16 protein-coding genes are annotated in these 23,204 nt (G+C 35.7%); 10 read left to right on the top strand and 6 right to left on the bottom strand.

The window, feature by feature from the left end:
* The first annotated feature begins 1,105 nt into the window (after positions 1–1,105).
* The 6 genes from alaS to AC1RNE_RS20090 all read left to right on the top strand — a co-directional run bounded on the left by alaS (position 1,106) and on the right by AC1RNE_RS20090 (position 9,235).
* A complete protein-coding gene (gene alaS, locus AC1RNE_RS20115; RefSeq protein ID WP_492803464.1) occupies positions 1,106–3,745 on the top strand; it encodes an alanine--tRNA ligase in 2,640 nt (879 codons plus the stop codon).
* A gap of 196 nt (positions 3,746–3,941) precedes the next feature.
* Positions 3,942–4,814 carry an Rpn family recombination-promoting nuclease/putative transposase gene (locus tag AC1RNE_RS20110; protein ID WP_492803462.1) on the top strand — a complete coding sequence of 291 codons (873 nt, stop codon included), beginning with the start codon at positions 3,942–3,944 and terminating at the stop codon, positions 4,812–4,814.
* A gap of 622 nt (positions 4,815–5,436) precedes the next feature.
* A complete protein-coding gene (locus tag AC1RNE_RS20105; protein WP_492803460.1) occupies positions 5,437–6,444 on the top strand; it encodes an aminodeoxychorismate synthase component I in 1,008 nt (335 codons plus the stop codon).
* Between the two features lie 4 nt (positions 6,445–6,448).
* A complete protein-coding gene (locus tag AC1RNE_RS20100; RefSeq protein ID WP_492803458.1) occupies positions 6,449–7,342 on the top strand; it encodes a hypothetical protein in 894 nt (297 codons plus the stop codon).
* A 6-nt stretch (positions 7,343–7,348) separates the two neighbouring features.
* A complete protein-coding gene (locus AC1RNE_RS20095) occupies positions 7,349–7,828 on the top strand; it encodes an NUDIX hydrolase (protein WP_323254087.1) in 480 nt (159 codons plus the stop codon).
* A gap of 165 nt (positions 7,829–7,993) precedes the next feature.
* Positions 7,994–9,235: an IS4 family transposase gene (locus AC1RNE_RS20090; RefSeq protein WP_492800012.1), complete on the top strand. Its 1,242-nt coding sequence runs from the start codon at positions 7,994–7,996 to the stop codon at positions 9,233–9,235.
* Positions 9,236–9,566: 331 nt separating this feature from the next.
* On the opposite strand, the gene AC1RNE_RS20085 is transcribed toward AC1RNE_RS20090, so the two are convergent.
* Positions 9,567–10,820 (bottom strand): MFS transporter, encoded by a 1,254-nt coding sequence (locus tag AC1RNE_RS20085; protein WP_492803456.1) that lies wholly within the window; start codon positions 10,818–10,820, stop codon positions 9,567–9,569.
* Between the two features lie 231 nt (positions 10,821–11,051).
* Here AC1RNE_RS20085 and AC1RNE_RS20080 point away from each other — a divergent pair, with 231 nt between their 5' ends.
* Entirely contained in the window at positions 11,052–11,591 is a 540-nt protein-coding gene (locus AC1RNE_RS20080; RefSeq protein WP_492803454.1) for an SRPBCC family protein, read from the top strand.
* 19 nt (positions 11,592–11,610) lie between these two features.
* The gene (locus AC1RNE_RS20075) at positions 11,611–12,039 is read left to right on the top strand and encodes a VOC family protein (protein WP_492803453.1); all 429 of its coding nucleotides are present in this window, start codon (positions 11,611–11,613) and stop codon (positions 12,037–12,039) included.
* A 355-nt stretch (positions 12,040–12,394) separates the two neighbouring features.
* Here AC1RNE_RS20075 and AC1RNE_RS20070 read toward each other — a convergent pair whose 3' ends face one another.
* Positions 12,395–13,723: a rhamnogalacturonidase gene (locus AC1RNE_RS20070; RefSeq protein ID WP_492803451.1), complete on the bottom strand. Its 1,329-nt coding sequence runs from the start codon at positions 13,721–13,723 to the stop codon at positions 12,395–12,397.
* Positions 13,724–14,148: 425 nt separating this feature from the next.
* Between AC1RNE_RS20070 and AC1RNE_RS20065 the strand changes: the two genes are divergently transcribed.
* Positions 14,149–15,984, top strand: a complete 1,836-nt coding sequence (locus tag AC1RNE_RS20065; protein ID WP_492803449.1) for an ATP-binding protein — start codon at positions 14,149–14,151, stop codon at positions 15,982–15,984.
* A gap of 254 nt (positions 15,985–16,238) precedes the next feature.
* On the top strand, positions 16,239–18,023 hold the full coding sequence (locus AC1RNE_RS20060; RefSeq protein ID WP_492803448.1) for a tetratricopeptide repeat-containing sensor histidine kinase: 1,785 nt from the start codon (positions 16,239–16,241) through the stop codon (positions 18,021–18,023).
* Positions 18,024–18,135: 112 nt separating this feature from the next.
* Here the strand turns inward: AC1RNE_RS20060 and AC1RNE_RS20055 are convergent, their stop codons facing one another.
* The 4 genes from AC1RNE_RS20055 to mnmE all read right to left on the bottom strand — a co-directional run bounded on the left by AC1RNE_RS20055 (position 18,136) and on the right by mnmE (position 23,183).
* On the bottom strand, positions 18,136–18,498 hold the full coding sequence (locus tag AC1RNE_RS20055) for a helix-turn-helix domain-containing protein (protein ID WP_492803446.1): 363 nt from the start codon (positions 18,496–18,498) through the stop codon (positions 18,136–18,138).
* Between the two features lie 357 nt (positions 18,499–18,855).
* Positions 18,856–20,745, bottom strand: a complete 1,890-nt coding sequence (locus tag AC1RNE_RS20050; RefSeq protein WP_492803444.1) for a putative endonuclease domain-containing protein — start codon at positions 20,743–20,745, stop codon at positions 18,856–18,858.
* A 386-nt stretch (positions 20,746–21,131) separates the two neighbouring features.
* A complete protein-coding gene (locus tag AC1RNE_RS20045) occupies positions 21,132–21,710 on the bottom strand; it encodes a transposase (RefSeq protein WP_492803442.1) in 579 nt (192 codons plus the stop codon).
* Between the two features lie 114 nt (positions 21,711–21,824).
* Entirely contained in the window at positions 21,825–23,183 is a 1,359-nt protein-coding gene (gene mnmE / locus AC1RNE_RS20040; protein WP_492803440.1) for a tRNA uridine-5-carboxymethylaminomethyl(34) synthesis GTPase MnmE, read from the bottom strand.
* Positions 23,184–23,204: the final 21 nt, after the last annotated feature.

The raw sequence follows: 23,204 nt of genomic DNA, 5'->3' as shown, positions 1-23,204 counted from the left end.
TTTGTAAAACTTATATAAAAATAGCGATTTTTTCTTAAAAAACAAAACACTCTTGCCTTATTTTTTAGAAGATTTTTACAGTAAAAAAATCATTATCATCAATCAATAAAAAAATCAACAACATCAATTTTCTTTATTATTGTTGTTGTTATTGTTTTTAAGGTTTAATAGTTTTCTATTGTTTTATTATACTAGCTTTGCTTCTGCAGTGCTTTGGTATTTGCTCCTGCAGTGCTGTAGCATTTTTTACCACAGCACTGCAGGAGCAAATACCAAAGCAAAAAAAATAGGTTAGAAACGTGTTTTCTTGTAATAAAGTGCTTTAAAATTCAAGACATGACTATAAAATACTTGGTAAAAACCATAAGTCTAACCAAGTCGTATCCTGAATAAACGATAGGAAAAATATTTGTGTGAAAACTCATGGCATGACAGCCAAATATTTGTCAAAAACCTTAGAATTGGCAAAGTCATGCCATGAGTAATTGTAACAAAATACATCAACCTCACCCCCAACCCCTCTCCTTCAGAGAGGGGAGCTTTAAGCTTGATAATCTGCTCCCCTTCTCTGAAGGAGAAGGGGCTGGGGGATGAGGTTTTATTCATTGATTATCAATTACTTATGCACTTATGGCTAATCAATAGGACTTAAGTCACCCGCTCATGGAAGGATTAGCGCTTAACAATCTCATCGCCTAAAGATTCTTTTATTAAAAATTAGCCCTAAATCCCCTAACGCTTATATTATACGCATACAAATTAATGGCAAAAAATCAATAAAAAACCTTGTATATCTCTCGAAAAACAGGTAACTTAATCATAAGTTCAGACACCCTTATATCATCCTTTATCATGATTTTATTCAGCCAATGCTTCCTACTATTAGCAACATCTACCTATTTTTACCATCGGTTAAATCATTCTGTGAAAAGTAAAATCATAGCCTTTGAGCAATTCAAGCCCCTAAAAAACCATCATTTTTTCCATATCATTTCATTTTCTCTTGAATTACTAACATTCTCCAAGACTATTCACTAATTTTGCGGTTAATTTAAAAGAGACTGTCTGAAGCATTACTTCGGACAAACCAAATTCCGATTTTATAATGACTTCCAAAGAAATACGCAAACAGTTTTTAGACTTCTTTCAATCTAAAGGTCACTTAATTGTTCCTTCAGCTCCTCTTGTTGCCAAAAACGACCCTACCTTGATGTTTAACAACTCAGGGATGGCTCAGTTCAAAGACTTTTTCTTGGGTAATGGTACGCCTCCGTCAAAGCGTATTGCCGATACACAAAAATGTTTGCGTGTGTCTGGTAAACACAATGATTTAGAAGATGTTGGGTTTGATACCTATCACCACACCATGTTTGAAATGTTGGGAAACTGGTCGTTTGGGGATTATTTCAAGAAAGAAGCCTTGGCGTGGTCTTGGGAATTATTGACAGAGGTTTTCAAATTGCCAAAAGATAGAATTTACGTTTCTGTGTTTCAAGGTGACGAAAAAGACGGCGTGCCTTTCGACCAAGAAGCGTGGGACATTTGGGCATCAATGGTGGGCGAAGACCGTATTATCTTAGGAAATAAAAAAGATAACTTCTGGGAAATGGGCGATACTGGTCCATGTGGACCATGTTCTGAAATCCACATCGACTTACGTGATGCGGACGAAGTAGCCAAAATTTCTGGAAAAGAATTAGTCAATGCCGACCACCCACAAGTGGTTGAAATCTGGAACAACGTATTCATGCAGTTTGAACGCATGGCGGATGGTTCTTTGGTTTCGTTGCCTGCCAAACACGTAGATACAGGCATGGGCTTCGAGCGTTTGTGTATGGCGATTCAAGGCAAACAATCGAATTATGATACAGATGTGTTCTCGAATACCATCAATTTTGTAGCGGCAAAAGCGGGTAAAAAATACGGTCAGGGCAAATGGGAAGATATTGCACTAAGAGTAATTGCTGACCATATCCGTGCGATTGCTTTTGCGATTGCGGACGGACAGTTGCCTTCAAACAACAAAGCGGGTTATGTAATCCGTAGAATCTTGCGTCGTGCGGTTCGTTATGGTTATACTTATTTAGGTTTCCGTGAGCCATTTATGCACAGCATTATTCCATTGTTGGCGGAACAATTTGATGGCGTCTTCCCTGAATTAATCGCTCAACAAGAATTTGTAGAAAGAGTAATTTTAGAAGAAGAAAATTCTTTCTTGCGTACTTTGGAAACAGGTTTGACAAGATTGGATAAAATCATTGCTGAAACAGAGAAAAACGGAAGAATTGCAGGAGAAATCGTATTTGAATTAAACGATACCTTCGGTTTTCCTTCTGATTTAACTGCCTTGATTGCGCGTGAAAATGGTTTATCAATCGACGAAGAAGGCTATAAAATAGCCCTACAAGCCCAAAAAGACCGTTCTCGTAAGGATTCATCTAAAGAAGCTACCGACTGGACGATTGTTTCAGACGAAGATTTTGACTTTGAATTTGTAGGTTATGACGAAACAGAAGCATCGGCAAACCTTATCAAATACCGTAAAGTAAAAACCAAAGCAGGAAGCGAATACCATATCGTGTTAGATAAAACGCCTTTCTATGCAGAAATGGGTGGACAAGTGGGAGATTCGGGAGTGTTGGAGTTGGGAGATTTGTCTATCAAGATTTCGGATACTAAAAAGGAAAACGATTTGTTTATTCATATTTCTACGGATAAAAACTTCGAGAAATTTGTTGAACAATATGCTACTGGTAAAAAATTAGTAGCCAAAATTGATACGGCTCGTAGAAGTAAAATTACTTCAAACCATACGGCTACGCACTTGATGCTTTCGGCCATGCGCGAGGTATTAGGTTCGCATATTTCACAAAAAGGATCATATCAAAACGAAGACCTTACTCGTTTCGACTTCTCGCACTTCTCGAAAGTGACCGACGAAGAATTGACGAAAATTGAGGACATCGTCAATGCTAAAATCAGAGCGAACATCGCTTTGGATGAAAAACGCAATGTACCTATCAAAGAAGCAGTTGCCGCAGGAGCAACGGCTACATTTGGAGAAAAGTACGGCGATTTTGTCCGTGTCATTACGTTTGACCCTAATTTCTCGGTAGAACTTTGTGGTGGTACACACGTGCCAGCAACTGGGCAAATCGGTTTATTTAAATTTGTGGCAGAGAGTTCTGTTTCAGCAGGTGTTCGTCGTGTAGAAGCCTATACAGGTCAAAATGCCTTGGCAATGTTTGAAGAACAATTGGCGATTGTGAATGAATTGAAAGGTTTATTCAAAGGTCAATCAGACGTAATAAAAGCCGTGAAAGCTTTGTTGGAAGAGAAAGCTGTTTTAAGTAAAAAGATAGAAGCCTTTGAAGGTGAAAAGTTACAGGCTATCAAAGAAACTTTGTTGACGAAAGTACAAGTGGTTGGCGAAGTAAATGTCATTGCTGAGGTGATTTCAGTACCAAGTGCCGATGCCTTGAAGCAATTAGCGTATGAATTAAAAGCGAAGGTGGATAATTTGTATTGCGTATTAGGGTCGGAAGTAGCAGGCAAGCCACAACTAGCAGTCATGATTGCTGATAATTTAGTAGCTGATAAAGGACTAAACGCTGGGCAAATCATCCGTGATATGGCTAAAGAAGTAAAAGGTGGTGGCGGTGGGCAGCCATTCTTTGCAACAGCTGGTGGTTCTGATGTATCAGGATTAGCGAAGGCTATTGAGAAAGGGAGAAGTGCTGTTTAGGTATAAGCTTTAAGCATTGAGTGATGAGCTTTTCTTCTATTTCTTGAAAATGATTAGTAATTAAATAAGATAAAAGACCTGTGAGAAAAACCCTTGCTGTTTAAGCAAACAGTCACTTAAGTAACTCGTTAATTATCAGAAAATTACCCCATAAATTTGTCGTTTATTTAAACCAGATGTTTTAAATTACACACAAATGGCAGAATTTGTAGAGAAATATATTAATCCTTTTACCGACTACGGTTTCAAGAAATTGTTTGGCGAGGAGCTAAACAAAGACTTGTTATTGGATTTTCTGAACGAATTATTAAAAGAAGAGCAAGGACAAATTACAGCGTTAAACTATCTAAAAACGGAAAATCTTGGTTTGACAGAATTAGATAGAAAAGCCATTTTTGATTTGTATTGTGAAAATGAACGTGGAGAGAAATTTATCGTGGAGTTACAAAAGACTAAACAGAATTTCTTTAAAGATAGAACAGTTTACTATTCAACTTTTCCGATACGTGAGCAAGCCAAACGAGCAGATTGGAATTATGAATTAAAGGCTGTTTATACCATTGCCATTCTTGATTTTGTTTTCGATGCAGATAAAAATGAACCCAATAAATTTAGGTATGATGTAAAGTTGAAAGACACAGAAACAAATAAAGTATTTTATGACAAACTGACTTTCATCTACTTAGAAATGCCTAAGTTCAAGAAAACAATTGATGAATTAGAGACGAGATTCGATAAATGGTTGTATGTAATTAGCAACCTAAATAAGCTAGATAGAGTCCCAGATAGTTTGCGAGAACAAATTTTTGAGAAAGTATTTGAAACCGCAGAAATAGCTAAGTTTACCCAAGAGCAAGTATTATCTTATGAAGATAGCTTGAAGTATTACAGAGATTTAAAGAACTCATTGGATACTGCCAGAGAGGAAGGAGAAATCGAAGGGATGCTGAAAGGGATTTTAGAAGGTAAGCTAGAAGTAGCTCGTAACATGCTTTCTTTAGGAATTTCAATCGAAACAATTATTCAGGCTACAGGTCTTTCTGAACAGGAAATCAATGATTTAAAGTAATGTTTGACAGATATTAATCTCCAAGACCTAAAAGGTTTATAAACTTTTTAGGTCTTTTTGATTGTTTTATTTACAGAGGTTAAACCTAAACCGTGGTCTGTGGCACACAGAACACAATACTTGAGTATGTTAGTTTATAAAATCATCGATATGAACATTTGCTTTGTGTTCTGTGTGCCACAGACCACGGTTTAGTTAATATTTTCTATTAGCTGGTGACTTAAGTCCTACTGATTACCCATAAGTATATAATTAGCTGATAATCAAAGTGTAATAACCTCACCCCCAGCCCCTCTCCTTCAGAGAGGGGAGCTTTAAGACCCAGAGTCTGCTCCCCTTCTCTGAAGGAGAAGGGGCTGGGGGATGAGGTCATTATAAGTTGATTATCAATTGTTTATCAACTTGTGGGTAATCCATTAACCGTGGTCTGTGTGCCACAGACCACAATATTTGACTATTTTGATTGATAAAACCATCAATAACAACATTTAACTTTGTGTTCTGTGTGCCACAGACCACGGTTTAGTTGAGTTAATATTTCTATTAGGGGGTGACTTAAGTCACCCCCTAATAGAAATATTCTAACATACATTAACCCATAGTTTATTTATTTCAACCTCCATTGTCTTTCAAATCTCAAATACTTCCCAATCAGGCAACTATCGCCATTGAACAAATGAATTTGTTGGGTCGTGACCGCAAACCTTTTCTTTTCATCATCGATTATGAGATGAAAAAGCCGATTGTGTTGCCCCTTGAGGAAGCTGAAAAAGAAGACATTTTGTATAAAATCGGCACGAAACGTAATTTCAATGTTGACAAACCTTTGCTTGAGAAGCCTTTCTATTTAGAAAAATATCCGATTAGTTTTCAAGCCTATCAACAGTCGTTTGACATCGTAAAACATCATTTGTTACGAGGCAACAGCTTTCTGGTAAACCTGACCAAGCCCACTCCTATCAAAGTAAATTTGAATTTGAAAGAAATTTTTGAACGTAGTTCAGCCGAATATCAATTGTTTTTCAAGGATGAATTTGTGCTTTTTTCTCCAGAAATCTTTGTAAAAATAAAGGACGGCATCATTTCATCTCATCCTATGAAAGGTACAATTTCTGCGAATGTTCCAAATGCTGAAGCAGAGATATTGAAAAACAAAAAGGAACTTGCAGAACACGCCACTATTGTAGATTTAATCAGAAATGATATCAGTATGGTGGCAGAAAAAGTATGGGTAGAACGCTTTCGGTATATTAGTAAAGTACAAACTTCAGAGGGAGATTTATTACAAGTAAGTTCTGAAATTTGTGGAAAATTGCCTGACAACTTTCATGAGCAAATCGGGACTTTATTATTCAAATTATTACCTGCGGGGTCAATCTGTGGTGCGCCTAAAGCCCAAACATTAGCCATTATCGAAGAAGCCGAAAACTATCAAAGAGGGTATTATACAGGGGTATTTGGTATCTTTGATGGCGAAAACTTAGATAGTGCCGTCATGATTCGTTTTATCGAAAAAACAGCTAACCAAACGCTTATCTTTAAAAGTGGTGGGGGAATTACGGTTTTTTCGGAAGCCGCATCGGAGTATCAGGAAATGATTGACAAAGTATATCTCACTTCAAAACAATAGTCTTGTGTGGAAAGAAGCCATTTATCATGTATTGAATAACCATCAGATTTCTTTTGAAACAAAGACATTAGCCTCTCCTTTTGAAGTAATTTACCTAACTGAACATCAATTATTCATCCATTTTATTTCACTACAGACCTTTCAAACGACTGAACTAAGCTTTGAGTTCTTCAAAGATTTATCTGAAGATATACAAAGCCAACACCAAAGAATTATCCACCTTTGGGAAGACGTTTGGAAGGATAATCCAAACTTAGTAAGTGCCAGAATATTGGCCATGTGTGGACATTCAAAACGCTTGAATGCAAGACATTGCTTTGTAGAAAGGATAGATAATCCAACGGCAGAAGTATTTTTAAATGCAAACCATTTACAGGGGTCAGTCAAGTCGAAGTTCAAATATGGCTTATTTCTGAAAGCTCAGTACCTTGAAAAATTCATTGAGCCAACCATTATTCAACACCCAAATCAGCCTTTGTTGATTGCAGTTGCTACGTTTAGTGCAGGAAGGGCTATGAAATATGGTGAGCGGGCGGGTACTCGTTCTTATGAATTGCTCCGCTTTGCTACGCTCAAAAAACATCATGTAGTGGGCGGAATGGACAAACTGCTAAATGCTTTTATTAACGAACATGAGCCAGACGATGTGATGTCATACGCCGATAGAGATTGGTCGGATGGAAGAAGCTATGAGACTTTGGGCTTTCAGAAAGTGGAAAGTACGGATGCTCAACAGTTTTGGCTGGATGTACAGGAAAGCAAAAGATTTGGCATTAATCAGGAGCAAGATTTGACTGAACGAGGTTTTATTCAGATATTTAATGCTGGAAGTATTAAATACATCAAGACGATTATTCATAATAAAGCCACTATAAACAACCCTTTTCAACAAACCTAAGTAGCAATGATAGATAGAGTTCATGAGCAAGTGATGGCGCAGTATGGTGAACAATTACGTGTAAGAGTATGCGGTATTTGTGTGCAAGATGATAAGATTTTAATGATAAACCATAAGGGTGTGATTGAAAATGCGGCTTTTTGGTGCCCCCCTGGAGGTGGATTACAGTATGGCGAAAATGTGATAGAAGGGATAAAACGTGAGTTTTTAGAGGAAACTTTCACGGAGGTTTCCATAGAACATTTTATGTTTGTCAGCGAATTTATAGAGACGCCACTTCATGCTATTGAGTTATTCTTTAAAGTCAATCTTGAAAAAGGGAAGGTAGAAAAAGGCTTTGACCCTGAATTAAAAGAGCAGATTATTCAAGAAGTAAAATGGCTTAGTTTTGAAGAAATTAAAGCGAAACCTGCGAGAGAAGTACATAGGGTGTTTTCCTTTTGTAATTCTTTAGAGGAGCTTTTGAATACAAAGGGAATGATTTAGGGTTTATGAGTTTAAAGTATATGAGTTGAAGGTCTTAGTCTGCCTTTGTTGGTGTTTTCACCAACAAATCGGGCGTAAGCAATAAGCATAATGTGTTGCTGACGCTAGTTTGTTGGAGATAACTCCATAGCCGTCAGGCTAAGTAAAAAATATTATCTTTGCTGAATGAAAAAACATGATTTCAATGATATAGACTTATCATCAACTTGTTTCAGGGATTTATGTAATTTTTTTGAAGCAGAAAGTATTGAGCGATTAGGCAGGGAAGTGAAATTTATAGAAAGAAGTACATCACGTTTAAGTGCTTGGATGTTTTTACAATTGAATACTTGTTTGGTCAATAATGGTAAAATGGATAGTCTAAATGATTTAGGGACAGCATTATTTAAGATTTTTGGAGTTAAACTGACTAAGCAATCTCTAGATGAGCGTTTTAATATTCATGGAGTTAGCCTTATGCGAAAGTGCTTTGAAATGGTTTTTGAAACGATTTTGTCAGCTTCAAGGAATAAAGAACATTTTGCTAGTGGGTTTAAACGTATTATTTTACGAGATGCTACAAGTTTTCAATTGCCTCCTGATTTAGCAACTTACTATCAAGGCAATGCGGGAGATACCACAGGTAGTGTTATTAAAATCCAACACGATTTTGATTTATTAAGTGGTAAGATACTTAAGTTAGATTTTCGCAATGGGAGAGAAACAGATACCGATTGGTTGAATCAAAAAGGTATAGATGTTTCTGCTAACGATTTACATCTAATGGACTTAGGCTATTACAAATTAGCTCATTTTACAAGCATTGCTCAAAAAGGAGGCTTCTTTATTAGTAGATACAAAGTAGGAACCTGTCTCTATACCAAAGATATTCAAGGAGAATATGTAGCATTAGATTGGGCTGATGTTTTCAATCAAATACAAGGAGATGATTTTGATAAAGAGGTATATTTAGGTAGTGCTAAGGATAAACTCAAAGTGCGTTTACATTTACAAAAAATACCAGAAGAGATTGCTCAAAAACGTCTAAAGAAGTATGAAAGTAAAGAGAAATACCAGTCAAAAAATAAGAAAAGGCTCTATGAAAACTCTGATTTCAAAAAGGAATTGGCGTATTATAATATTTTTATCACAAATGCACCACAGGAATTACTGAAAACAAAACAGATATATCCTTTTTATAGGCTTAGATGGCAAATTGAGCTACTTTTTAAAATTTGGAAGAGTGTTTTTGAAATTAATAAAATAGGAAAAATGAGCATTGCTCGATTTGAATGCTACCTCTATGGAAAGCTAATCTCTATTCTATTAAGTGGATATATTCAAACCCTTTTTAATGATTTCATTGAAGAGAAGATAGACTTTGAACTTAGCGAATGGAAAGCTTACAAAATTGTAAAAAAAACTTAAATGTATTGTGGGGCTATCTCCGAAAACAAATGTCAGGACTGAAGAAATGGTTGAAATGTATTTTTGAAGAATTATGGATAAGAGCTAAAAAAGAGAAAAAAAAGATTCAGCCAAAACTATACAAACCTTACACAAAAGACATTATCAACTCTTAGCCTGACGGTTATGGAGATAACTCCAACAAAGGCAGAAGGTCTCAACTATACGGATGAGGTTTTAAGCCTTATTCCTAGCGAGGGACTTAAGTCCCTCGCTAGGAATAAATATAAACGTATTTGGTAGCTAAACTCATAAACCTTAAACTACTAAACCTTAAACTCATCAACTCAATCTACACTTTCATATCTTCTAATTTCTTACTCGCTTCGCGTTGTCTTACGTATTGGTCTACCCAATAAATCAAACCAATCGCAACGACCATCGAGCCTATCACGGTATAGCCCAATGTGTCATAATGGTCTAAAATACCGTTAGGTTGTTGTACAACAATCAACCCTGCGATAAAAGAGGCAACACCCCCCGAAATTTGTTGAATCGAAGAGTTGATGCTCATAAAAGCACCTCTATCCTTCATCGAAGGAATGGCCGTCATCAAGGCAGAAGATGAAATCATGCGCGCTGAAATCCCTGTAAAAAGGATTACGTTCAATACAATAATTACCCAAAGTGGCGTAATGCCTAATTGTGTATAGATACCTACCATGATGATACTGATGATAGAGCCTATCAAAAAAGTATTGAACTTGCCCAATTTATCACTGAGTTTACCAATCATAGGGCCAAAGAAAATAGAGAATATACCCGTAACACCATACATGATGGGTAGTTCTGATAATTTCAAGCCTAAATTGTTAGTACCATAAGCACTACCAAAAGGCATTAGCATAAATCCCCCTGTAGAAAGCAATATCGTTCCAAGGAATGCCCTCAGATAGTGAGGTTCGCTAATGGTTTTGGCAAGGTGTTGGAATGCATTTGAATCACTTTGTATTTTCAAATGTTCAGTAACAGGTTCCATTTTAACAAAAATGACTACTCCTACTACCGCACTCACTCCTACTATCATCCAAAAAGGGGCATGCCAGTCGAAGCTATTCGCCAATAAAAGTCCAATCGGTAAACCCAATACCTGACTTGCCGCAAAGGCCATTTGTACGAAGCCCATTACCCTGCCTCGTACTTCAAGTTTGAATAAATCAGAGATAATAGCAAAACCTACTGAGCCAATTACGCCACCAAAAATCCCTGTGAAGATTCGGGCAAATAATAGGAAATTATAGCTCGTTGCCGACGCACAAAGGGCTGTGCCGATGATAAAACCAACATAGAAAAATAATAAGAATTTCTTCCTATCGAATTTGTCGGCAAAACCTGCTGCCAATAAACCAGAAGCCCCAGCACTAAAAGCATAAGCTGACACAACAAAGCCAAATTGAGAAGTAGTGATTTTTAAAGTGGGCATTAAAATAGCCCCTAGAGGCGACAATACCATGAAATCAAGTATTACCGTAAATTGAATAAAGGCTAAAACCGCTATCATGAAAATCTGATAGGGTGTAAAAATTTTTCCTGTGGGTTGTGTCATAATTAATTTATTGAATAATTCTTATGCAAATTAAGTGATATTTATGCGCTTATCTCATGGTCTGAACAATATTGACATTAAATTAATCCCAGAAATATCCTAAATACCATTAATTTTCTGTTGCTCAAGCACTTTGACGCAATTTAACTTAAAATTGACACATTCTACCCTTTGAAAATCAATGCATTACCATACATTTGTTTTATCATTAAACTTCAAAATTTAACTAATATGAAAATTGCAAAAAAAATCCTGCTGGTTGTCGTAATCATCATTGCTGCGCTCTTACTGATTGCATTATTTACTCAAAAAGATTATGTAGTAGTAAGGGAAATCACTATCAACAAGCCTAAAAATGAGGTATTTAACTATGTTAAATATTTGAAAAACCAAAACGACTATAGCGTATGGGCAAAGATGGATCCTGCGATGAAAAAAGAATTTCGAGGGACTGACGGCACCGTAGGCTTTGTATCTGCTTGGAAAAGTGATAGTACCGATGTGGGTCAAGGAGAGCAAGAAATTTTGAAAATTGTAGAGGGACAAAGATTAGATACAGAGGTAAGATTTATGGAACCTTTTGAATCGACAGCGCCTTCACACATCACGACTGACGCTGTGGGAGCAAACCAAACGAAAGTTACATGGACTTTTGAAGGACACATGTCCTACCCTATGAATTTGATGATGTTGTTTTATGATATGGAAGCATTGATAGGCAAAGATTTAGAAGATGGACTGAAAAATCTAAAAGTAATACTTGAAAAATAAATTTTAATCAAAAACAAACATGGCAGCAATTAACCCTTATTTGATGTTCAATGGTAACTGCGAAGAAGCTTTTAATTTTTACAAATCGGCATTTGGCGGTGAATTTCCCTATGTAGGAAGATTTAAGGACGCACCGTCGGATCAGCAAATGTCACCAAGTGATGGCGAGCGAATCATGCACATGTCGTTGCCCATTGGCAAGACTATTTTAATGGGTAGCGATTCATCTACAACGATGGGAGATGTAAGTGCGGGTACAAATTTCTCTATTTCTATTAATGCAGACTCAAAAGAAGAAGCTGATAAATTGTTTGGTTCACTTTCAGAGGGTGGAAAAATAACGATGCCTTTACAGAATACTTTTTGGGGTTCTTACTTTGGGATGTTTAAAGATAAATTTGGTATCGATTGGATGATTAATCATGATACTAATGAGGAGGCGATTTAATTATACTAGTAACTTTGCTGACGCATAGCTTGTTGGAGAAAACTTCAACAAGGGCAGAAAAAAAGAAACGTCTTTATTCCTAGCGAGGGAATTAATTCCTACTGATTACTTACAAATTGATAAATAATTGATAATCAACAGTTAACAACCTCATCCCCCAGCCCCTTCTCCTTCAGAGAAGGGGAGCAGACTCTGGTTCTTAAAGCTCCCCTCTCTGAAGGAGAGGGGCTGGGGGTGAGGTTATTATACATTGATTATCAATAAATTAGATACTTACGGATAATCAGTAAGACTTAAGTCCCTCGCTAGGAATAAAGACGTTAAAATTACTCATGCCATTAGCGAATGCTAAAAACTACTCAATCATTTTATTATTCACTTTTACATTTTTCAATGTAAAGCCTTTTACCACGCTTTTGTCAATCGAAGCATTTTTGCTTTCTACAGTAAAGTTTTCAAAGCTAAAATTCGATAACTTGTCATATTCAGAAATGGCTACATCGTAGAAAATATCACATTTTACTTCAATATTTTTCAAGCTCACATGGTCTGAATACGAAAGGGGTACATCTTTACGCCCCTGTAAATCAAAGAATTGTTTCCAAGGTTTTACAAACAATAAACTATGGGCTTGTCCTTTGATGTTCTCTAGGCTGATATATTCATAAAGTTGTGGCGTATCTGGTCGCATCTTCAACCACAATATTCTTGTTGCTTCACTAACGTGACAATTTCGCATGATGATATTGCGGTTGTGGATAGCCTCACTACCACAAGTAAGTGCCGAATGACAAAAGCCAAACTCGCAATCTTCGATGATAATATTTGTGTTGGCGCCATTGTTTGGTACACGGTCGGCCCACGGGCCTTTGCCACCTTTCAATGCGATGGCATCATCATTGACCGACATATAACAGCCTTTGATAAGCACATTATTACAAACATCAATATCGATGGCATCCGTGCTAGGAGCTTTTACGGGCTGATAGGGCGAGAAAATATGAACATCCAATACTTTCACATTATTGCATTGATAGTAGTGGCTCGTCCAGAAACCTGAATTATGAAGTTTTACATCTTGCACCTGTACATTATTAGACTTCCAGATAAATACCAGTCGAGGGCGAGAAACCTCTAAGTTGGTACAATTAGGATTCTCTTTACGCCTAGCCCAGAATGCTTCCCAGTAGTGTAAGCCATTGCCATCAATCGTTCCTTTACCAGAAATGGTAAAACCATCTGCTTGGTAGGCATTTACCAAGGCTGTAAAATAATCTAAACTTTGTCCTTCCATTCTTGAAGGCAGTTTAGGATAATCAGCAATATTATCTGACCCTTTCAATATCGCTCCTTCAGATACATACAAATGCGTTTTGGGCTTGAAAAATAAAGCCCCACTCATAAATGTGCCTTTCGGAATGATGATTACACCTCCGCCTTTTTGGGCTGCTATATCAATTGTTTTCTGGATAAGCTCTGTTTGTACGAGCGTACTATCTTGCTTAACGCCAAAATCTGTAATCACATACGCTTTGCCAAGCTGTGCAAGCGTCACTTTTTTGTTAGTCGTAAACCAGCTCGATATTGGGCTACCATCAGGGAAAGTAGCTTTCGCTGTTTTTTGTGCTACCATTTGCGTGCATCCTAAAAGCGAACACGCCAGTACTAGAATCAGTTTTTTCATGTTAAATATTTATGGATTAACCATCCGCATGATTTAAAACTGCAACTTGATATGATTTAGTGATTATTCCATCCTGTTCCTTAGGGTATAGTAACAACAAGCTAATCGAGATTTCGCTTAAATATTAAATTGAGTTGTTTCTACTAATACTATTTTGCCTTAATAGTAATAGCAACAGCCAAAAATCTCGAGTATTTATCAATTATTTATACCGAAAGGCTGTTTGAATCACGAAAAACAATATATTTGGGTACATTAACATACCAATCAAATTTTATACTAAAGCTATATAGTTTAGCAATATTTTTATAAATACTACATTTATTTACTACCGTTAAAATTATTAAACCTTAGTATCCTATAAATCATATAAAAATATGCACTTTAAAAAACTTCTCTATTTTAAAAAAAAGCTCATATTCTTTGTGCTATTTTTTTCTTGCTCTCAGATTTGCCATGCACAATCTAATGAACTCCTGAAACTACAAAAATCTTTACCTACGATAAGTGATAGTCTAAAGTATGTCAATGCCCTGAATAGAATTGCGACGTTGTTGTATGAAAAAAACATTGATAGTACGTTTTACTATACCAAAAAGGCTAGTGCCATAGCCAATAGGCTAAAGTATGCAAAAGGTCAAGCGGATGTATTGAATAACCTCGGTATTTTTTATTTCATCAAAGGAAATATACAGCTAGGATTACGGTACTTTAACGAAGGGAATATTCACTACAGAAAACTTCAAGATTCGTCAAACATTGTCCAAACCTTGATGAATATCGCCATTCTTTACGAGGTAATGGGACGAGAAAAGAAGTCGTCTACTAATTATAATCTAGCACTGGAATTGGGCAAAAAGATAAGTCATGATTCTATTTTTTCATTGGTAATCTATAACTACCTTATCAAATACCCCACTAAGTTTAGTAAAGATTCGCTCAACTATTACCTCAATAAAGGCAGAAACATTGCTGCAAAGTACAAAGACAAGCGTATCCTATTAGCCTATGACCAATTGACGGCTGATAATTATATTAAAAACAACCAGTTTGATAAAGGCATGGCTTTATTAAAACAGGCTAATGACGATGCATTAAAAAATAATCTCTCTAATGTTTCTGTGATTATCTTGACTGATATGGGAGACCAGATGTATCAACGGGACAAGTTAACAGCCATACAATACTATAAACAAGGCCTTGCCATCGCTATTCCCAAAGGCTATTTAGTTGATAGTGAGCTACTCACAAGGAAATTAGCCGCTACTTATGCTGAACTAAAAGATTATTATAATGCCTATTTATTTAGCAAGCAATACCAAACCATTAATGACAAAATAGATGCTCAAGAAAACCTTTTTGGCATTGATTATCAAGATTTCGCTGTTAAAGAACAGCAATTAGAGTCATCTTATCTGCTTGCCAAATATCAATCTAGGCTACTGATATTAGCCATCTTAATCAGTGTGATGGCTATCGTAATGATTATTATCTTATGGCGTAACTGGAAAAATACCCAAAAGTCCAGAGAAGCACTAAGACTACAGTTTCAGCATGCAGAAGTAACGATGCATGATTTAGAGACGATGAATAAAAACTATGCACGCCTTATCAAAATTGTTGCCCACGACCTCCGAAATCCGATTGGAGCCGTAGGGGCAATGGCATCCATGCTCGCCGAAAAAGAAATGGACGAAGACGATAGCGAGCTAATAGAGCTAATACAGACGTCTATCAACAATAGCCTAAACTTAATTAATGATTTATTAAAAACTGATTTTGAACACAAACAAGACATCGATAAAAAAGAAGTCTATTTTGATGTGTTACTGAATGAATGTGTGCAATTACTTCGCTTTAAGGCAAAAGACAAGCGTCAGCAATTGATTTTTAATACGGATACGAATATTAAAATGAATATTGATAGGGACAAAATATCGAGGGTGATTAATAACCTAGTGGTGAATGCCATCAAATTCAGTCCCGAAGGGAGCAATATTTACATTACTACCAAAGTAACGGAAAGTGGCACACTTACTACTGTAAAGGATGCAGGAATAGGCATACCCGTAAAAATGCAAGATAAAGTATTTGACCCATTTACATCGGCAAAGCGAAAAGGAACAGGAGGAGAACAACCATTTGGGTTAGGGTTGTATATCAGTAAACAAATTATTGAAGCACATCATGGTAAAATATGGCTAAAAAGCGAGCCTGATAAAGGGACAGAGTTTTTTGTGGAATTGCCGTTTGTGAATTAATACCATTCTCAACTGATGGCATGACTTCAAGTCATGCCATCAGTAATATATACCTAAATACTATATATTTGAAGATGCTTACAGTAAATTGTTCTTTATATCAACTTTACTTATTATTAAACCTTCTTATCCATTCATAAATAATTTTATAAACAATCATGGCTTATAAATACCTTTATTATATAAAAAAGCTTACCTTATTTTTACTCTTATTCTCCTGTAGCAAATTTTGCTATGGGCAATCTAATGAACTTTTGAAACTACAAAAATCGCTACCCATTATAAAGGATAGCTTAGTATATGTAAATACGTTAAATAGGATTGGGATACTTTTATATGAAAAAAACATTGATAGTACCTTTTATTATACCAAAAAGGCTAGGGAAATAGCCAATAGATTAAAATATGAAAAGGGACAAGCTGATGCGCTCAATAATCTTGGGATTGTATATAGCATCAAAGGCAATATCCAATATGGCCTACGTTATTTTAATGAAGGATATTTGCGCTATAAAACCATTGGTGATTCTTCAAATACAGTACAAGCCTTGATGAATATGGCTATCATTTATGAGGCAATGGGACGAGAAAAAAAGGCATTTAGTAACTACAATCAGGCACTTGAACTAGGCAAAAAACTAAGCCGTGATTCAATCATGTCATTGGTTATTTTCAACTATTTCACCAAATACTCAGACAAGGTTAGTAAAGATTCGCTAAACCATTATCTTAATAAAGGTAGAAACATAGCAGTTAAGTATAGAGACAACCGTATGCTGTTAATGTATGAACTATTAACAGCGGATAATTATATTAAAAATAATCAGTTTGATAAAGGTATAGCGCTATTAAAAGCATCAACAGAAAGAGCATTAAATAGTCATCTTTATAGCATGGCGATGCTTTTATTGATTGATATGGGAGATAAGGTGTATCAAAAGGATAAGGTAAGTGCGGCTAAATATTACAAGCAAGCGTTGGATATAGCGGTTCAAAAAGGCTATTTAGTAGACAGTGGGGTCATGGCTAGAAAACTAGCATCTTTGTATGCCGAGCAAAAGGATTATACCAAAGCATATTTATATAGTAATCAAAGTCAAACAATTCATGACGAAGTCGATGCCCAGGAAAACCTTTTTGGCATTGATTATCAAGACTTTGCTGCTAAAGAACAACAACTTGAATCATCAAACCTATTGGCAAAGTACCAATCTAGGTTGCTGATATTAGCCATTTTAATCAGTGTGATGGCTATCGTAATGATTATTATATTATGGCGAAACTGGAAAAATACCCAAAAGTCTAGAGAGGCACTAAGACTACAATTCCAACAGGCAGAAGTAACGATGCATGATTTAGAGACGATGAATAAAAACTATGCCCGTCTTATCAAAATTGTAGCGCACGACCTCCGAAATCCGATTGGAGCGGTAGGTGCAATGACTTCGATGCTCGCCGAAAAAGAAATGGACGAAGACGATAGCGAGCTAATACAATTGATGCAGGTATCAATTAACAACAGCCTAAATTTAATTAATGACTTACTAAAAACTGATTTTGAGCAAAAGCACGACCTTGACAAAAAAGAGACGTCCTTTGATGGATTACTGAATGAATGTGTACAACTACTACGTTTCAAGGCAAAAGACAAACGTCAGCAATTAATCTTTAATACAGACGCTAATATTAAAATGAATATTGATAGAGACAAAATATCAAGGGTAATTAATAACCTAGTGGTGAATGCCATCAAATTCAGTCCAGAGGGTAGCAGTATTTACATCAATACCAAATCGTCAGAAAGTGGCACGCTTACTACTGTAAAAGATGCAGGAATAGGGATACCTATCAAAATGCAGGATAAAATATTTGACCCATTTACGTCGGCTAGGAGAAAAGGTACTGGAGGTGAACAACCATTTGGTTTAGGATTATACATTACGAAACAGATTATAGAAGCCCATCATGGTAAAATCTGGCTAAAAAGCGAGCCTGATAAGGGAACGGAGTTTTTTGTGGAATTGCCGTTTGTGAATTAAGCGTTTTTACTCTTGACAATTGTTCCACATACTTATCTGACTTGCAATCTATTGAGCATTACAGAAGCACAAAAAAAGAGGTCATTAAACCTCTTCTATCATTTCATTTATTTTATACACTCAACGAAGGTATTAAAAAGTTTACAGGAATATTTAAACCTTTACTAAGGCGACTTATCATCTGTACTGTAAGCTCTTGTTTACGATTCATTATTTTAGATACTTTCGTTTTATCTCCGATATAAGGAATTAAATCTACTTGCTTTAGATTCTGTTGTTCCATTTTATACTGCAAATATGCGATAGGGTCACTGGCTTGCATAGGAACGTGTATTTCTTCGTATGCTTCGATCAATGAAATAAGCATTTCCAACTCTTGTCCTTGTTCGCTGTCTTTGCTAGGCTTTAATTTCATCAATGTACGAACTTTGCTCAATGCTAGTTGATGATATTTATTATCTACTATGTTATCCATTGTATTCTATTTTAGTAACGTCTATTTTATCGCCATTGTTGGTATTTTTAACGGGAGTCTCCTAGACCAACGAGCTAATAATAAGCAACTTACCAACTTTATAGTTTGATTTTATTTTTTCTTTGGAGCGTTGCTTACGCTCGTGTTGTTGGTGAAAAAACACCAACAATGGCGGCATAAAATATGCCTATCAAATATTGATTTGACTACTATTCCATACCATGCTTGGAATCGAACTTAATAAGTATCAATGTCTAAACGGCTTTTCTTCTTTGTTCTCGAATATAAAGCTATCAGTTGTTAAGTATATGTGCAAAAGGATTTGTGGGGGCTTGGAACAACGAGAGAGTTGTTTTTTCACAGTGTTCGTAATATGTATTCTGCTTTGTCTTTCAAGTATGGTACTTCTACTTTATAGTATCTGTCGTAATCTGGATATAACACAATTAAATACATATTTGAAACTTTAAGTCCATAGTTTTTTTCAAGGATGTATTTGTACAAACTTTGTTGTAAGCAGTAACGATTATAGCTTGTGTCGTCAATATCTGCCAATTGTCCAACACCCTTTTGCCATTGATTATTTTTTATTGGTTCTCCATTGAAAGAGTTGATAACTTTTTTACTTCTCTTCCAATCATACATTTCGTAACCATTTCCATTTCTAGAAATTAGGTCGATTGTTCCCGCAATATGATGATGCTCATCAAATATTCTCCATTCTGTTCTATATGGTTTAATATGGTTATTTTCTTTTACGAAACTTTCAAACAAATGAAACTCCTCGGTTTTTTCATATTCCTGTTCCAAATAGAAATTCTCAATTTGTTCGTGAAGATATGTTCCTTTAGTAGCAGCTTCTATTCCTCTTTTATTCCAAATTCCTACAATTTCTTCAACATCTTTACCATAAAGTTCGTGATTTGGATTTAGTCGACTTGCCGCTGAATATCCATCAAATTCTGGAAAAAATTTTCCAATAATTGTACTTGCTGATGGTGCTGGTGCGTTGTCAATTGTATAAACATGAGGTTCAGGATAAAATTTAATTCTTAGGTCTCTTGGATGAGCATTTTCATCATTAAAACCAATTGATTTTTTATTATTAACTTCTCCAATAAAAGTCGGCTTAACTAATTTTTCCTCTTTGAGTTCTTGTTCGTCAAAATCTCTTTCAATAGTTTCAGTTTGCTCTTCAATAGATTGAAAGGTATGATTAAGATATTGTTCTCTATATTTTGCTTTTTCCCACTTTTGGGCTTGTACAATGTCCCAAAGTTTTTCAACCTGTAATAATGGGTGTTTTAACAATTGGCTTGGTATTTCATATTTTGGAATTGCTGACTTTATCGTTTCTGCTATATATCGCAAACAGTCATCTTCTTGCAAATGAACTTGATATTCTGAAAACCGAATAACTATCCAACCTCTATCGACAAAATAAATGTCTCGATTAACATCTTCGCCTTTGCAATGTGTGGGCTGTCGAGTTATTCCTGCATAGGGTTCGTCAATTTCAATATCTATTCTAATGTTTGTATTTGACTTGTCAATAATCGCTATGTCAGGTTCAAAAGGTCGTGTTTCTTTACCTGTGTTTAGTCTTGCGTTTCCTAAAACTTTAAAGTCTTTTCCAAAATATTGTTCAATAGATTTTTGAAACGACTCCTCTTTAAATCCTCTACGTTTTGTGTTTCCTAATCTAAAGCTTCTTATTACAGTTCCTTTTTTCGGAAAGCGAAAAACTGGATATGAATTGGTCGTTTGAACTTTCGATATGTCATAATTAACAAAGACAACTTCGTCTTTAGATTTTGTTGTTTCAATTTTGGCTTGAGGAAGTTGTTCTTCTGATTTTGGTTTAGATTTTGGCTTAACCTCAAAAGCTTCAACTTTGGGAATTACCTTTTCTTGTTTAGTTTCTGTAGGTTTTGAATAAATAAGTTTTGGTTCATTTATTTTTATATCACTTTTAACAGGTGTGTCGGTATAAACTTTAGGTTGTGGTTTTTCTAAAATGGATTTTTCTTTATGTGTTTCAAGTTTTGGTTTCGCAGTTTTTTTTTCTACTGTGACAGTCGAAAGGGTTCTTTTATTTTCTTCTTGTTCAATTTTTGCTTTTTGTTTTTTCTTTGAAAGTCTCCAAATGGCAAATATGATTAAGGATATCCCAATAAAAATAGCAGTCCAAAATCTCAATGGATGTGTTGTCTTTAATTCAATTAAAAGTCGGTATATTTCTTCCATTATTTTGTTTATTTATAATTTCATTCTACAATGAGGCACAACTTTTTAATATGCGAAATTTTTGTCGTACTTTTTCTATTGTTGGTGGTTTCATATTCTAATCTACCCATTCTCAAATACAATCAAATACATTCAACCCACGAATCACAAAAAACTTATTATACGGTGATTTTTCTTGATATAATACAAATTGTGTGATTAGTAAATTGATTATTGCTAAAAGTGTTTTGTGCATAAGCAATTCCAAAGTGAACATAGCCAGTAGTGATTTGTGCACATGCACTTGCAAAGTGATATTAACCAGTGAAGACTTGTGATTAAGCAATAGCAAAAAGCTACTCATGGCATGACTTTGAGTCATGCCATGAGTGACATTTTATGATTATCTAAAATATTTTATCCAAAAGGCTTTCGTTAATAACTCGATATGCGTCTTCATAGAATTGTTGTCTATCTTCCGAAATATTGATAAACGTATTTGCCAGCTCACGATTTATCAACTTGCCTTTCCTTAACCCTATATAGTCTTTAAAGGACGAAAACTCCCAATCTTCCATATTCTTTACTAATCCAGCTTTCATTGGATTCTGATGGATATAATGAAAACATGTAGTAGTATATCTGTTTGGTTGTACTACTGAGTTGTCCACTAAGACTTTAGAACAAGTATTTTGGGTAAATAATGACCCTGTTCTGTTCTTTTGTTTGTTAATTGCTCTTGTATAAGAGCGTAAAATTATCTGGATGCCTTTACTTAAATCTTTACTGTCTTTATCAGGAGGTATGTAAATCAAAAAATGGAAGTGATTTGGCATTAAACACCAAGCTATAATTTCGGAATGAGGTTTAACGTATTCTTTAACTTTCTCTAAGAAATAGAGGTAATTATCTCTATCAAAGAATAAGGTTTGTCTATTATTCCCTCTATTGTAAATATGGAATAATTCATTAGGGTAGAGTTTCATTTTTGTGAGGTTTATCTTTTACAATATTTTCTCAGTGAAAGTAATTTATAGGTTAAAATTTACTTTTACTCATGGCATGACTTTGAGTCATGCCATGAGTTTTACCAAACCTTTTTACTTTCCAATACAAAACTTAGAAAAAATATTGGCTAGTAAATCATCAGTAGTGATTTGACCTGTTATTTCGCCTAGGTGATGTAGGGCAAAACGGATGTCTTGGGCTAGGAAATCACCTGTGATGCTTTGGTCAAGACCTTGTAAAACATTTTCTAATGCTCCGTTGGTTTGTAATAAATGTTGGTAGTGGCGGAGGTTGGTCACTACGGTATCCCCCGATTTTATTTCTCTGGTTTTTACTTTTCTGACTAACGTATCTTTTAGGATATCTATGTTTTTGTTCTCTGACGCTGAAATCCAAAGAATGTCTGGATAGGTGGTATCAAAGGTTGTTTTTTTATCAGGCGATAATTTATCTACTTTATTGCCTACTAATAGATAAGGTGCATTGAATTCTGAAATCTGCTGGGCAATTTCTGAAAGCTGAATTTCTGAAGCATCGAATAAATACACAATCAAACTGGCTTTGTCCATTTGTTGCAAAGTACGTTCTACTCCAATAGCCTCGATGGTATCAGTGGTTTTACGTAACCCTGCGGTATCAATCAGGCGAAATCGGATGCCTTCTATAAAGAGTTCGTCTTCAATCACATCACGGGTAGTTCCAGCAATGTCTGATACAATGGCTTTTTCTTCGTTTAATAAACGATTCAATAAGGTCGATTTTCCTGCATTGGGTTTCCCTGCAATAACTGTCGGCACGCCATTTTTGATAACATTGCCCATCTCGAAACTATCAATCAAGGGAATCAATACTTTCTGAATCTTAAAGATTAATTGACGTAAATCGTCACGGTCGGCAAACTCTACGTCTTCTTCGCCAAAGTCTAATTCTAGTTCTATCAAAGACGCAAAATGAATCAGGGCTTCTCTTAGTTGAGCAATCTGCTTTGAAAATCCTCCTCTGATTTGATTGATGGCTGTCTGATGCGAGGCTTCTGAATCGGAGGCTATCAAATCGGCAACTGCTTCGGCTTGGGCAAGGTCTAACTGTCCGTTCAGGAAAGCACGTTGCGTGTATTCGCCTGGGTTCGCTAGTCTAGCGCCTTCACGCAATAACAGTTTAAGGATTTTCTGGATAATAAAGTCGGAACCATGACAAGATATTTCGATGGTATCTTCACGGGTATAAGACGAGGGTGCTTTGAAAAGCGATACCAATACTTCGTCAACAATGGTTTCGTTGTCTCTGATAGTGCCGAAATGTATGGTATGCGAAAGTTGTTTTTCTAGGTTTTTACCTTTGAATATTTTATTGACAATCGGGAAGGTTTCTGGTCCAGAAACACGAATTACGCCAATGGCTCCAATGCCTTGCGGAGTGGCTAAGGCACAAATTGTATCTTGATTAAACATGAATTTGTAACACGATTTGAT

It is taken from the genome of Arcicella sp. GW822-FHT02H01, from assembly GCF_058802005.1.
This window is presented reverse-complemented; position numbering and strand designations above follow the sequence as displayed.

Bases quoted from the DNA above. Each gene is read 5' to 3' on its own strand.
- AC1RNE_RS20055 (WP_492803446.1), bottom strand. From the start codon at position 18,498: ATGGATAACATAGTAGATAATAAATATCATCAACTAGCATTGAGCAAA.
- AC1RNE_RS20070 (WP_492803451.1), bottom strand. From the start codon at position 13,723: ATGAAAAAACTGATTCTAGTACTGGCGTGTTCGCTTTTAGGATGCACG.
- AC1RNE_RS20085 (WP_492803456.1), bottom strand. From the start codon at position 10,820: ATGACACAACCCACAGGAAAAATTTTTACACCCTATCAGATTTTCATG.
- AC1RNE_RS20050 (WP_492803444.1), bottom strand. From the start codon at position 20,745: ATGGAAGAAATATACCGACTTTTAATTGAATTAAAGACAACACATCCA.
- AC1RNE_RS20090 (WP_492800012.1), top strand. From the start codon at position 7,994: ATGAAAAAACATGATTTCAATGATATAGACTTATCATCAACTTGTTTC.
- AC1RNE_RS20095 (WP_323254087.1), top strand. From the start codon at position 7,349: ATGATAGATAGAGTTCATGAGCAAGTGATGGCGCAGTATGGTGAACAA.
- AC1RNE_RS20045 (WP_492803442.1), bottom strand. From the start codon at position 21,710: ATGAAACTCTACCCTAATGAATTATTCCATATTTACAATAGAGGGAAT.
- AC1RNE_RS20075 (WP_492803453.1), top strand. From the start codon at position 11,611: ATGGCAGCAATTAACCCTTATTTGATGTTCAATGGTAACTGCGAAGAA.
- mnmE (WP_492803440.1), bottom strand. From the start codon at position 23,183: ATGTTTAATCAAGATACAATTTGTGCCTTAGCCACTCCGCAAGGCATT.
- alaS (WP_492803464.1), top strand. From the start codon at position 1,106: ATGACTTCCAAAGAAATACGCAAACAGTTTTTAGACTTCTTTCAATCT.
- AC1RNE_RS20080 (WP_492803454.1), top strand. From the start codon at position 11,052: ATGAAAATTGCAAAAAAAATCCTGCTGGTTGTCGTAATCATCATTGCT.
- AC1RNE_RS20110 (WP_492803462.1), top strand. From the start codon at position 3,942: ATGGCAGAATTTGTAGAGAAATATATTAATCCTTTTACCGACTACGGT.